Source organism: Salinivibrio sp. IB872, from assembly GCF_001995345.1.
Lineage (GTDB): Bacteria > Pseudomonadota > Gammaproteobacteria > Enterobacterales > Vibrionaceae > Salinivibrio > Salinivibrio proteolyticus.
In genome coordinates, this window is the sequence record NZ_MUFO01000048.1 from 1 (window position 1) to 13612 (window position 13612).

Below are 13612 nucleotides of genomic sequence, written 5' to 3' on the forward strand. Positions count from 1 at the left end.
TGTGCATCGTCGACATCCACATCACTGATCGCAATGGTGCCTGTGGCAGTGACAGGTGCATCGCCTTCATTGCCTTCGGTGACCGAGCCGGTAAAGTTACCGGTGACCTCAGGGGCATCATCTGTCCCGTTAATAGAGATGACAATATCTTGCTCAGTACCATCAGAGGCAGTGAGAGTAATGGTATCGGTGACCTGATCGCCGGCATCCAAATTCTGCACCGCAGACTGATCAAGCGTATAGGTCCAATTGCCATCGACTAGCTCGAGCGAACCATAATTCCCCGTTTCTGTGGTATCGGCAAAGGCCGGGGTATCGTCGCCATCCACATCACTGATCGCAAGGGTACCGGTGGCAGTGACTGGCGCATCTCCTACATCACCCTCGGTGACGGAACCGACAAAGCTACCACTAACTTCAGGGGCATCCTCTGTCCCCGTAATGGTGATAACAATAGCTTGCTCGGTGCCATCAAAGGCAGTGAGGGTAATGGTGTCGGTAACCTGATCGCCAGCATCTAAATCCTGCACCGCAGATTGATCGAGGGTATAGGTCCAATTGCCATCGACCAGCTCGAGTGAGCCATAAGTGCCGGTCTCTGTGGTATCTGCAAAGGTGGGTGTATCGTCGCCATCCACATCACTGATCGCAATGGTGCCCGTGGCAGTCACGGCCGCATCGCCTTCATTACCTTCGGTCACGGAACCAATAAATTCACCGCTGACTTCAGGTAGGTCCTCGCTACCGGTAATGGTGATGACAATATCTTGTTGGGTGTTATCGCTTTCTGTCAGGGTTATGGTATCGGTAACCTGATCGCCAGCGTCTAAATTCTGCACCGCAGACTGATCAAGCGTATAGGTCCAATTGCCATCGACCAGCTCTAGCGAACCATAGGTGCCCGACTCAGTGGTATTGGCGAAGGTCGGTGCATCATCACCATCGACATCACTGATCGTAATGGTGCCCGTTGCAGTGACAGGTGCATCGCCTTCATTGCCTTCGGTGACCGAGCCGGTAAAGTTACCGGTGACCTCAGGGGCATCATCTGTCCCGGTAATAGAGATGACAATAKCTTGCTCAGTACCATCAGAGGCAGTGAGTGTAATGGTATCGGTGACCTGATCGCCGGCATCCAAATTCTGCACCGCAGATTGATCAAGCGTATACGTCCAGTTGCCATCGACCAGCTCGAGCGAACCATAAGTACCAGTTTCAGTGGTATCGGCAAAGGTTGGATTATCGCCACTATCGATATCAGTGATCGCAATGGTACCGGTGGCAGTGACAGGCGCATCGCCCACATTGCCTTCGGTGACTGAACCAACAAATTCACCGGTGACTTCCGGCGCATCACCAGTACCGGTAATGGTGATGACAATATCTTGCTGTGTGCCATCAGAGGCAGTCAGAGTGATGGTATCGATAACTTGGTCGCCAGCGTCTAAGCCTTGGATAACGCTACTGTTGTTATCCAGCGTATAAGTCCAAGTACCATTCATCAGTGATAACTCACCATACTGACCCGACACATTGCCATCGGAAAAGCTTGGTGCATTGTTACCATCTGCATCCGAAATACTGAGTGATCCTGTTGCTGACAAAGTGGTGTCTTCGACCACATCGCCAAGGGTTTGGCCGCTAATCACAGGATCATCATTTGTACCTGTGATAGTTATCGAAATCACTTGGCTACTGCCGTCTGACGCGGTTACTGTGAAGTTATCCGAAACCGCATCACCCTCGCTAAGAGATTGCACCGCATCGCTATCTGCGGTGTAGGTCCAGTTGCCATTGGTGAAGACAAGCTCACCATACTGGCCGGATTCTGAGCTATCGATCCACGTGGGGTTATCGTCGGAGTCGGAAATTGACAAGGTTCCGGAAACCGAGTCTCTGGCTATCAAACTTCCGTCAGAGCCATCGATTTCACCCTCTGAGAGGGTGCCTGATATATCACCTGTGATGGATGCGGGATCGTCAATACGGTCCACTGTTGAGGTGAAGGTTTGAGAGGTGCTCGTTTCGCCGTCTGAGGCAGTGATCGTAAATGTCAGCGAGGCGATATCTAGTGCATCGTTATTGATTGCATCTACGCCTGCCTGAGTGAGAACGACATTATTGCCCTGCAATTCGACATAGTTTTGTCCGCCATCAGTTAACGACAGAATGAGGGCATCACCCTCTATATCCGTCGCCGTCACGGTGCCGACGCTATCGCCAGCCGCGACCGCATCCTCGGTGGCCGTCGTCGCTGAAAATTGCAGTGTGGGCGCATCGTTGACGGGATTCACGGTGACCGTGATATCGGACGGCGTTTCTGCTTGGCCATCAGAAACAATGACGGTGAGATCAAAATCGCCATTGAAATTGGGCGGTGGTGTGATAACGATATTGCCAGACGCATCTTCGTCGATTTCGACATCTGGATTACCACTGGTGATGGAAACAATAGTGAGAGTGTCACCATCTGGATCGTTGATTTGCTGCAGTATTTGATTGGGCGTCAGCACTAATGGCTGGTCTTCATCGGTGCTAAAGGTCAGCGACTCGGCACTCGGCGCTTCATTGGTCTCTGCGGCGGGGAATACTGCCTGCACCGGCTGCGGTTGCAGCATCCTCAATCGCATTGGGATCTTCACCTTGTTGGATGGCTTCGATGATTTCAAGCACATCCTCAGGTAAATCTTGTACCAGTGTATCGTCTTCACCTTCGCCGACAAGCAAGGCAGATAAGGCGAGGTTGGCATCGACACCATTCTCAAGGTGCACAGAGGCGGGCTCGTTGCCTACCGCGGTGACGAGCTCTCCCGTCGAAACCGTTTGATTGGCCTCAATTTGACGCACTTGGCCGTCAGGCTGAACGGCAGCAACCGTTCCTTGTGTCTCGGTGACTTGTGTCTCTGTCGCCATGCTGTCGGCTCCTTCGGTAACTGCATTGTGCCAACGTGTTGTTTTTGAATGAGTTACATTCTTTTGTCAACCTGTTAGGTGCAGTTTGGCGCATTATCGATACATATACCCTCTGTAAATATAGTTGATAGTTTGCAGATAAGTGCAAAATTTGCGTGTCTGTCATCGTCGCGCAAAGTAAAAAGCCCTTGTCAGGACAAGGGCTGAATGACGTTGGTTAAATCGCGCGAGTGCGAATATTTCGTGGCGGGGCTGTTAGGTCCCGATCACGCCACCATCGTCTTTGGTGATCATGATGACTGAAGAGCGAGGAATGGCATCACCACCAGTAGGGAAGTGAGCACCTGGATGTTGCACGCCCACAAACATAGTGCGTGAGTCAGGAGTGAAGGTCAGTCCCGTGATCTCACACGATGTTGGCCCGGTAAGGAAGCGACGAATTTCCCCCGTTTGCGTGTCGGCACACAGCATTTGGTTATTGCCCATGCCCGCAAAGTCACCCTCGTTGGAGTAATCGCCGTCGGTTTGGATCCAAAGGCGACCGGCACGATCAAAGCCGATACCATCCGGGCTGTTAAACATGTTGTCTTTGTTGATGTTATCAGTACCTGCCATTAACCCAGATTGCTTCTCAGGGTGGCCGGCCATCACGAAAATGTCCCACTCAAAGGTAGGCTGAGTATGATCGCCTTGGGTCGGCGCCCAACGAATAATATGGCCATAAGGATTTTCCGTGCGGGGGTTAGCGGCATTGAGGGGTTGGTTGTCTTTGACGCCGCGGTACTTATTATTGGTTAACGTGCAGAAAACGTGTTTTTTGTCGGCATGCACGGCCACCCATTCTGGGCGATCCATGGTAGTGGCACCCACTTGCGTCGCGGCTTCGCGGGCAAAAATGAGCACACTGGCTTGGTCGGGAAAGCCATTTTCTGGGGTTAGGCCATTTTTACCAAAGGTGAGCTCTAACCATTCTCCTTGACCTTTTAGCTCATCGTCGCTGCCAGTAAATTTCGCGACATATAAGGTGCCGTTTTCGAGCAAATCGCGATTAGCGCTACCTTTACTCGGATCGTATTTTCCCTCAGAGACAAACTTATAAAGGTGTTCGCCACGCTCGTCGTCACCCATGTAAACCACGACATGGCCATCATCATTCACTGTTAGCGCGGCATTTTCGTGCTTAAAGCGGCCCAGTGCACTGCGCTTTTTCGGGGTTGAGTTGGGATCCATAGGGTCAATTTCGACCACCCAGCCAAAACGATGGGGCTCATTGGGGTGTTTGGCGACGTCAAAGCGCTCGTCGTGTTTGTACCAGTCGTATCCCCAATCGGTATCGCTGATGCCATAGCGCTGATAGGTTTTACCCAAGGTCACGGTTTTTTCGCTGGCAAAATAGCCATTAAAGTTTTCTTCGCAGGTGAGATAGGTGCCCCAAGGCGTTTCGCCGTTGGCACAATTATTAAAGGTGCCGAGGATCTTTTTACCCGAGGGATCAGCTGCGGTTTTAAGCAGTGAATGGCCGGCGGCTGGGCCTGTCATTGCCATCTCCGTATACGCGGTAATACGACGATTTAAGCGCCCTTGCGGGTTCACCGTCCAGCGGCCATCAACTTTTTTTAGCTCGACCAAAGAGACGCCGTGTGCTGCTTGTGATTTACGCGCATCATCGGCTGAGATGTTTTTACCGCCGTGCGTAAACAGAAACTCATCGTTGATATACTCGTTATTGACGGCGAGTAAGGCGCGATCATTGGCGAGAGGGAAAAATGTCATGCCATCATTATTGTCACCAAACTGTTGTGCTTGGGCACTGGCATCGTTTTGCTGCGAAAAGGCGGGGGCATTGGCAAAGATAGGATCGCCCCATGATACCAGTACCTCCGCTTTGTATCCTTTGGGCACAGTGACGGTGTCAGCCGTCGAGGTTGGGATGGCTTTAAAACCGAGTAACTCACTTTTACTCAAGCTGCCAGCCACAGCTTTTGCAACTGGGTTGGCGGCGAAAAAAGCTACGGTACTTGCCGCGCCTGCGCCTTGTAAAAAGCGGCGACGGCTCACGGCGGCGTCAATAAAACGGTTGAATTCGGGTTCTGCATCCAGCGGACGCTGATCAATATGCTTGCTCACGACATGACTTCCTTTCTGTTCGTTATCGTATTTATGGGTTTAGTGATAGCGAGGCTCTGCACCACCGGGCGCAAAGTTGGTCGAGAGTCTGGCGAGTCAATATGAAATCGAGGTGACTGTTGGGTGACAGTCTTGGGACACGAAAGTGGGCCGTTAACCCGATCACAGATTGGTTTGGATAAACAGCATTTAGTGACGGCGTCACGTTTTGACTGTCATGAAACGATCAGTGTTGGTCAAAATAGTCTTTGCGTCGGATATATTTGTCCATGTAGTGATAAGCAATCGGACGGGTTAGCCAGCTGAACAAGACGCGTAGTACACGAACGACGGAAGGTGTGTCGGTGTAGATCTTGTTCTCATGTAACCAAAGCAGTCGTCCGACATGCCAATACAGCATGGGAATACCGGGTAAAAATGTAATGATGTCGACATCACAACAAATACGGTAGGTTTTGGTGTGAAAAGGATAATATCGCTTAAAACGCCACATACCGGCAGCCGGTTGGCCAAAAGTGACGATGCGCTTGATTGCCTGTCCCATGGAGGGATAAAGCTTTGCGGCGGCAATGACGGCCATTGCGCCTCCTGATGAATGGCCAATAAAGGAGACCTTTTTGTTGGCTTTGAGCAGCGGCGTGAGTGCTGCCTCTAGCTTATCCAGCACTGTGTTTCCTGCCAGTGAGCAGGTGTCGGCCGCTTGCGCCACATCCGCAAACTGGCTTGTGGTCATGGATTGATAGCGGCGCTTGTGCTGTTGCCACGGTAAGCTTTTTTGAGTGAGGAGATAATGAAATCCCCAGTGCACAAAGCACCTGACATTGCCCATTCGTATTTGCTTAGGTCCACACGCGCAATTAACCAGCCAGTCCCACGCGGTTTGGGAGCCGCGAAATACTACCACCACATCGTCATCATCGCGCCAGAGCACGCGAATAATGCACCGTCCCCAGCGATCATAGATATCCCGTCGTCCGTTTGGGCTAAATCCATAATGGGTATGATCAAAATAGCTCGGATAGGACGCGCGGCATAAAATGGCATAACGCTCGTATTGATATCGCTTTAATCGTTTCACAGTCGCCCAATTAATTGCCTGTTTGGAACGAGGTTACGCAACTAAGGTGACGAAAAAACGAAACTATCGTAACGAATGAGTGGGAGAGCGTCAGCGTGAACACACTGACGCAAGGCGCCGAGTCTAACTAGTCGTAGCTCGCGAGAAATGGCTCTAAATGGGTGTCGTAGGTCAGAGCTTGAATGGGACCTCGATGCGTGAGGATCCACTCCGCGTTGGTGCAATTGCCAATACCGATAACCACTTGCACGAGTAAACGCAGGTCTTTTAGCCAACGCTGGGTTTGCTCGTGGCTCCAATCGTCACGGTAGTGAGCCATGTGATACTCCACCCACCAGTAAGCGCCTCGAATAAAGGCCTTCATGATGGATTCTGCTGCCAAGATCTGCTCCGCACTGCCCGAAAAATCAAAATCCGGAGAGATAGGGTGGCCTTGTGTAAATGCGACATAGTTGCGGCAGTGCCGAAACAATGCCAATTGTAAGCCTGCCGCAGAATCATAATGGGTTAAAGGCAAGGTTGTTACTGGAAGGTGTTTGACGGATTTACGGAATAGGGCGACAGTACGTTTCCCTGGCATCAAATGCTCAATCGCGTAAAACAGGTCCAGACTAATCAGTTGGTTACTCAAGGGGCTCCTTCGCGATATCTATCCATGTTGTTGGGCACAGTCAGAAAGCTGGTCGCTGTAACAACCAGCATCTTGAAGGATTACGAGTATACAACACCCGAGCGCGAAATGAAGTGAGAATACAGATAGATGGCGATAAACTCGTTACTCGAGCCCATAGCGGGCTTTTAATGCCTCGATATCCTCTTTGTTATCAACTAAAAACCGATTGAATTCGGCGATCACTTCGGGATACTTGATGGTTGAAAGGTGGCGGGTGCCCTTGCTGTGTGGGAGGGTATCATCAAACCGTACCGAGCCTTTTTGAAATCCCATTTGCTCTAGGTAAAATTGCGCAACGGCAACGTTTGCGTATCCGCCATCAACGCGACCGCTCACCACTTTCATCAACAGTGAGTCGTATTTGTAACTCTCATCAACCTGAATTTGACCGGCGCTGATCCGAGACTGGTAGGGATAAGGCGTAAACCCTGCCACAACACCTAAATATTTAAGCCGATTAAGAGACTTGCCATAGTTGTCATCAATGACCATGACGCCATCAATATAGTTGACGACAGGCTCGCTGTAGAAAATTTTTGACTTACGCTTGATTTCTGGGCTCCACTTTGGACTATCGGGATATTTAAAATCGACAGCCCCGTCGACAAAGCGGTGATATAAGCGCTTTAAAGGGAGAGGTTTATAGATAAAACGGTAATTTTGGGTTTTGGCAAACATATCGAGCAACTCCCGATTGAAGCCAGAGTAATTACGGTTTGCATAGGAGGAATACGGATAATACTGCGAGAAATTTTGCACGCCAATCACGTAGGTGGGATTCGCACCCACAGGAAGTGTAGCGAGTATTGTCAGTAGTAAACACCATTGCCATTTCATTCGAACGTCACCGACTCATTGCACTATTACTATTGTAGACCTTGGCCCCAGAAGTGTCTGTGGACGGCATCGTATTCGCGTGTATATCAACTTGTTAAATCTGATCAGCAGTCTTAACAATCGATGTGTCGCCACCCAATGCAGATACCATTGCTGTTGTTTAATGCGATCACAGCTCCTTTCCTCATTCTGAAAGTCTTTCCTGTCATCCTGTTATTTAACTACAGGTTAGCTCTGTTGGTGATCAATGTGTGTCATTCCTATCGCTAAGCCGCCTTTTATCTGAGTGTTATGCGTAATGTGTCACCGAATAATGATCGTCTAGAAACGGGCTCGGAGGCTGTTTTTGATCACCTAACTGACTGATCTGTCCTTAATGCTATAACTTTCAACTACTTCCAAATTGCCCACCAAGTTCTGTTGAAAAAACATTCGGTTATTGGTCACATTTCACGCAAATAAAATTGAATGAACATTCGGTATGTTTTATTTTTTCAATTAGTCTTTCATTTTTTGATCAAATCACGATGAATAAAAACGAAATTGCTTCTCAGGCGATGCGGCAAAGAATTCTCTCGACGACTTTAGAAATTGTTGGAAATGAGGGGCTTGCAGCATTAACTGCAACAAAGTTAGGTAAGAAGGCGGGGATCAGCAAAGGGGCGCTTTATCATCATTTTGATAATCTAGATGCGGTAAAACACGCCGCGGTAGATGAGCTGATTTCAATGTTTCTCGCGGTGGCAGAGCCCGCGAATTTTGATGATTTTGAGAGTTATCTCGAAGTGACGGGTGATACCTTGTATCTCACCATGAAATGCGAACCTTATGCGATGAAAGCCATGTATAGTTTCACCGCGCAAGCGTTATTTGACGATCAGTTCAGAGCGTCAATACAGCGTTTTTCTCAGCATGGACTCGCAGAGTACACCCGGGCGATAGATTACTTCTATCAAGGCAAAATTCCTCAGCACCAAATTGATACCGCAATCCGTGTTGTAGATGCCTTTTTTCTAGGGGTTGGCTTGCAAAGCTATTTATTGCAGGGGGAAGATAAGTTCCGGCAAAACTGGGCGTTGTTCTCTCAAATGCTGCTCAAGCAACTTGGTGAGAAATAAGGCGCCTTTTCAAAGGCGCCTTGAGTGAACGGCTTAAACGAGCTCAGCATTGTGATAAACGTTTTGTACGTCATCACAGTCGTTTAGCATATCGAGGAACTTTTCAAAACGTTCAACGTCTTCGCCACTGACTTCTGTATTGGTCTGAGGAACAAAGGTAATCTCTTCCAAGTCCAGAGGCGTATCACCAAGGTGATCGCTGAGTGCGTTTTTCACTTTGAAAAACTCTGTATGCGGCGCAAATACGGTGATCACACCATCTTCTGCTTCAATATCGGTCACGTCGACATCTGCCATTACTAGCGCTTCGAGAACGCCTTCTTCATCGTCGCCCGCAAACTGAAATACCGCTTGATGCTCAAACATGTGTGACACGGCGCCCGGTGAGCCAATCTTGGCATCATTCTTTACAAAGCATTGGCGCACGTCCATATAGGTGCGATTGTTGTTATCAGTCAGACAATCGACGATAACGGCACAATTGCCAGGACCAAACCCTTCGTAGCGAGCTACTTCATAGTTTTCGCCGCCACCACCATTGGCTTTATCAAGAGCTTTATCGATCACATGGCCAGGCACTTGGTCTTTTTTCGCTTTTTCAATCAAACGACGCAGTGAAAGGTTGCTGTCTGGGTCACTACCGCCATTTTTGGCGCACACGTAAATCTCTTTACCGTACTTTGAATACACTTTGATTTTTGCGCCCTGGGTTTTGGCCATCGACGCTTTACGAACTTCAAAACTACGTCCCATTCGGAATCTCTCTTGTTACGCTTACGCAGAAATGCGGTGATTCTATCAAGATAGCCATTCTATGTGCTAGCGAATGTTGAGAGTTTGCGCGAGGTCAGGCGATTGTTTGGGAGAAGAGAGGTGCTCGGCACATAAGGTGCCGAGCGTGAGCGTTAGGCAAGCTTGCCTTGGCAATGAAATTTACTGGTATGGCCTTTGAGCACTTGGGAAAGGGCACTTAAGTCTTGTGTCGCTTGCGTGATCTGGTCCATGGCTTGACGGTTTTCACCTGTCATGGTGTTAATTTCCTCAAGGTTTTGATTGATCTCCGTCGCGACCAAGGATTGCTCTTCAGAGGCGCTCGCCATCTGTAACGACATATCAGCAATCTCTTCAACAGCCATCACCGCTTGTTTAAGCGATGAAATACTGGATTCTGCCCGTTCAGAGACATTGCCTGCCGCATCAGCACTGTCTACCATCGCTTGTGTTGTATCGCTGGAATCGCGCTGCAAGTTTTCGATCAATTGGGCAATTTCACCTGTCGCGTCTTGCGTGCTTTGCGCGAGGGTTCTCACCTCGTCGGCAACCACGGCGAACCCGCGACCTTGATCTCCCGCGCGTGCTGCTTCAATGGCCGCATTGAGCGCGAGTAGATTCGTCTGATCCGCAATTTGTCCAATGGTTTGTAAAATGCCAGAAATATCTTCCGCACTGCGCACCAAAGAGTCCGATTTTGTTCGTGCGCTTTGTAATCGCGCCACTAGGTCACGCATCGAATCGACGGCGAGTGAGACCTGGCTGTCACCATCGTGGATCATCTCTCGGGCTTTTTCCGCGGCATCGGCGGTGGATGACGTACTTGATGAGATTTGATTGGCGGTCGCGGTCATCTGCTCCATGGCCGCTGCAACCTGTTCAGTGCGTGCATTTTGCGCTTCAAAGTTAGTCAAGGTCTCAACGGTCGACGCTGAAAGCTGCTCTGCCGCTGCGGCCTGCTGGCTGGTAGCACCGATAATATCACACACCATTGCAGTGAGGTTTTTGGTCATTTCTCGCATTGAGCGATAAACCCCAGTCGCTTTCGGATCTTGATTAAAGGAGACGGTCAGATCGCCATCGGCAATGGTTTGCACAATTTTTTCCATTTCTTCAGGTTCCCCACCAATCGGGCGTGTAATTTTGCGGGCAAAGATAATGGCGGTAGCAACGATGCCAATCACGGCTATCACAAAAATCACCGCGACAGAAAGCTCGAGCGCGTTTAGAGCAGCAAAGGCTTCTTTAACATCCATTTCTGCAATGATCGCCCATGTTAGCCCTCCAGCGGTCAGCGGCGCATACGCGGATAAAACAGGGTTCCCGTTATAATCGCTAATGATATCAATGCCTTTTTCGCCGTTGATCGCGCGTTGGACGGCTTGAGTATTGACTGCCCCTTCAGCGGGGTTCATAAACGAAGCGAACACGGTGCGGTGTTCTGGGTCTAGAAATGAGTTGGAGCGCATTAAGCCGTCGCTGCCCACAAGGTAGGTCTCACCGGTTTGGCCTAATCCATCACGCTCGGTCATGATTTCGCTCAATCGATCAATGGGGAATTGATACGCTAACACCCCTAGTAACTGATTGTTGCGGTAGACAGGTGACGCCATAAAACCAGCGGGAGCATTGGCGGAAGCAGAATAGGGCGAAAAATCGACAATCACGGCATCGCCATCGGCTAGCTGACGGCCTTGTTTAAATGCCTCAGCAAGCCCTGAGCGTTGAAAAGGCCCGGTGAGGATCGAGGTGCCAAAGTCGACCTCTTTGGAGACGGAGTAAACCACCGTGCCCTGTTGCGCTTCAATTAAGAAAATATCGTAATAGCCAAATTTTGCTTGGACGTCTCTTAAAAAGGGGTGGATAGCTTGATGAGCGCGATCGTAAGCGGGCAATTGGCGACTGGTTTGGTAATTCCCTTTTTCGCCGACGGGACTGGGATTATTCACCAAATACGCGTTTTGCAGGGCAATAGTTTGTGGAGAAAGCTGTGCGACGAGCTCCTGTGCTCTCGGTAAGCCAGTGTTGCCAGTCGCTTGTAACTTACTGGTTAGGTTCTGCTGATAATAGCGGACTAACGACGATGACGCGGCGGTATCTGAGGAGGCTAAATTGGTAAAGGCCTGAGTCATGGAAACCATGGCATCAGCGATAGAAGGGATTTCCGCAGTGGTAATGATCTGCCCTTCTGCGGTTTTAAAATAGCGCTCCACCGCGGACTTTTTCACCTCTCGCAGTGCCTCTAACTGGTTAAACGTTTGGGTTTCGAGCGAGGAAGATGCCGTATTAAGCGACATCAACGTGATCACCAACGCAGGAACGATGCCCACGCCAAGCAAGCTGACGAGCATTCTATGTTTGAGCTTCATGGCCTTTCACCTCAATGATTAATTAGCCGACTGGATAGATAAACCGAATTGGTTGCTTTTTAATCAATGGTAGTTAGTGATTGGCAGGGGTGTCGTAAAAATTAGGCGATTGTTGTGTTTTTTTTTGTTCGCAATGTGAGCAAGGCCAATAAATAGAAGTGATTTGCCCCGCAATTTACGGGGCAGAGTGCCTTTACTCCTGACTTAGGTGATTGGCATACAGTTTTGGTCGGCGATGTTTGAGGTTGGTGACTGAACCTCGTTCGTGCAGCATTTTAAGTTTGTCTAAATCGACATCCGCAAAGATCATCATCTCTGTATTGGCATTTGCTTCGGCGAGTGTTGCATCGTGGGGGAAATAAACATCAGACGGCGAGAATACCGCTGACTCAGCATACTGAATGTCGACGTTATCCACTCTAGGGAGGTTGCCTACGCTGCCTCCAATGGCGACATAGCATTCATTTTCAATCGCGCGCGCTTGAGCGCAGAGACGAACGCGTAGATAGCCGTTTTTGGTGTCGGTCCAGAAGGGAACAAAGAGGATTTGCACTTCTTGCTCTGCGAGGATGCGTCCCAGTTCAGGGAATTCGACATCATAACAGATGAGGATCCCCACACGCCCGGCATCGGTTTCAATGACTTTGACGGTTTCGCCGCCATCAATCACCCAGTCTCGCTGTTCATGCGGCGTGATATGTATTTTGTATTGCTCATCGATGCTGCCGTCTCGATGCATCAGGTATGACACGTTATACAACTTTTCATCTTCTAATACAGGCATACTGCCTGCAATGATATTGATGTTGTAAGTAACGGCGAGTTGCGAGAAACGTTGCTTAATTGTCTGTGTGAATTCACTTAAAAAACGGATTGCTTCTACAGAGCCTTTTTCTGGGGCAAGCCCCATCAAAGGCGCACAGAAAAACTCAGGGAATAGGGCAAAGTCCGATTGATAATTCGATAGCGATGAGACAAAAAACTCCGCTTGATTGAGCAGGTCATCGACGGAGAGTACATGACGCATTTGCCATTGAACCACCCCAATACGAACAATAGTCTTCTCTATATCGTGGACGGATGAGGCATCCTCTTCATAAAAGAAATTGTCCCACTCTAATAGGGTGGCGTAGCCTGCGGATTTACCATCCTCTGGAAGATATCGGTTCATCAAACGTTTCACATCAAAATCATTTGATAGTTGAAACGACAAAATCGGATCGTGGATTTCTTTACGACGTACTTTATTGATGTATTCGGTGACGGTCAGATCATTATGCTTGTGATAACCAGGGATCCGCCCACCGGCAAGAATGGCTTTGAGATTAAGCGCTTGGCAGAGATCTTTACGTGCCTCGTAAAGCCGACGCCCCAAGCGGTGACCACGATAATCAGGGTGGACAAAAACATCGAGGCCGTAGAGCGCATCCCCTTTGGCATTATGAAATACTACCCCATCATCGGTGATGATATCCGCGTAAGTATGAGGAAGAGAAAAGCGGTTATAAGCAACTTTTAGTGTCAGTGCAGCGGCGACAATCTTGCCATTGTCTTCAATACAGATTTGTCCATCCGGAAACGCGGTCACCAATTGCATAATAGTACTCTTGGGCCACGCGCCCCCAACATCGGGAAAAACGAGATCCATCAGTTCTGCAAGTGGTTGGTAATCACCTACCTCTATCACACGCAAGTTCAGCAGCGTGTCGGCATTTTCGTCCATTAC

Annotated in this window: 10 protein-coding genes; 1 reads left to right on the forward strand and 9 read right to left on the reverse strand. The window is 49.3% G+C overall.

The window, feature by feature from the left end:
• The 6 genes from BZJ18_RS14670 to BZJ18_RS14695 all read right to left on the reverse strand — a co-directional run.
• On the reverse strand, nt 1-2618 hold a 2618-nt coding region (locus tag BZJ18_RS14670; RefSeq protein ID WP_241824987.1), incomplete at its 3' end, for a VCBS domain-containing protein.
• The gene (locus BZJ18_RS17405) at nt 2566-2913 is read right to left on the reverse strand and encodes a hypothetical protein (RefSeq protein WP_077457872.1); all 348 of its coding nucleotides are present in this window, start codon (nt 2911-2913) and stop codon (nt 2566-2568) included. The genes BZJ18_RS17405 and BZJ18_RS14670, both read right to left, overlap by 53 nt.
• A gap of 255 nt (nt 2914-3168) precedes the next feature.
• The gene (locus BZJ18_RS14680) at nt 3169-5040 is read right to left on the reverse strand and encodes a PhoX family protein (protein WP_077457874.1); all 1872 of its coding nucleotides are present in this window, start codon (nt 5038-5040) and stop codon (nt 3169-3171) included.
• A gap of 226 nt (nt 5041-5266) precedes the next feature.
• The gene (locus tag BZJ18_RS14685) at nt 5267-6118 is read right to left on the reverse strand and encodes a lipase family protein (protein WP_077457876.1); all 852 of its coding nucleotides are present in this window, start codon (nt 6116-6118) and stop codon (nt 5267-5269) included.
• Between the two features lie 127 nt (nt 6119-6245).
• Entirely contained in the window at nt 6246-6749 is a 504-nt protein-coding gene (locus BZJ18_RS14690; protein ID WP_077457878.1) for a hypothetical protein, read from the reverse strand.
• Between the two features lie 144 nt (nt 6750-6893).
• Complete coding sequence (locus tag BZJ18_RS14695) at nt 6894-7628, reverse strand: substrate-binding periplasmic protein (protein ID WP_077457880.1); 735 nt, start codon at nt 7626-7628, stop codon at nt 6894-6896.
• A gap of 464 nt (nt 7629-8092) precedes the next feature.
• Here BZJ18_RS14695 and BZJ18_RS14700 point away from each other — a divergent pair, with 464 nt between their 5' ends.
• The gene (locus BZJ18_RS14700) at nt 8093-8746 is read left to right on the forward strand and encodes a TetR/AcrR family transcriptional regulator (protein ID WP_131825294.1); all 654 of its coding nucleotides are present in this window, start codon (nt 8093-8095) and stop codon (nt 8744-8746) included.
• Between the two features lie 33 nt (nt 8747-8779).
• Here the strand turns inward: BZJ18_RS14700 and BZJ18_RS14705 are convergent, their stop codons facing one another.
• From BZJ18_RS14705 to BZJ18_RS14715, 3 genes are all read right to left on the reverse strand, one after another.
• Nucleotides 8780-9499: a YebC/PmpR family DNA-binding transcriptional regulator gene (locus tag BZJ18_RS14705; RefSeq protein ID WP_077457882.1), complete on the reverse strand. Its 720-nt coding sequence runs from the start codon at nt 9497-9499 to the stop codon at nt 8780-8782.
• 152 nt (nt 9500-9651) lie between these two features.
• On the reverse strand, nt 9652-11886 hold the full coding sequence (locus BZJ18_RS14710; protein WP_077457884.1) for a methyl-accepting chemotaxis protein: 2235 nt from the start codon (nt 11884-11886) through the stop codon (nt 9652-9654).
• A gap of 193 nt (nt 11887-12079) precedes the next feature.
• On the reverse strand, nt 12080-13609 hold the full coding sequence (locus BZJ18_RS14715; RefSeq protein WP_077457886.1) for a bifunctional GNAT family N-acetyltransferase/carbon-nitrogen hydrolase family protein: 1530 nt from the start codon (nt 13607-13609) through the stop codon (nt 12080-12082).
• Nucleotides 13610-13612: the final 3 nt, after the last annotated feature.

Coding starts and splice junctions, on each gene's coding strand:
- BZJ18_RS14705 (WP_077457882.1), bottom strand. CDS start 9,499: ATGGGACGTAGTTTTGAAGTTCGTAAAGCGTCGATGGCCAAAACCCAG.
- BZJ18_RS14715 (WP_077457886.1), bottom strand. CDS start 13,609: ATGGACGAAAATGCCGACACGCTGCTGAACTTGCGTGTGATAGAGGTA.
- BZJ18_RS17405 (WP_077457872.1), bottom strand. CDS start 2,913: ATGGCGACAGAGACACAAGTCACCGAGACACAAGGAACGGTTGCTGCC.
- BZJ18_RS14710 (WP_077457884.1), bottom strand. CDS start 11,886: ATGAAGCTCAAACATAGAATGCTCGTCAGCTTGCTTGGCGTGGGCATC.
- BZJ18_RS14695 (WP_077457880.1), bottom strand. CDS start 7,628: ATGAAATGGCAATGGTGTTTACTACTGACAATACTCGCTACACTTCCT.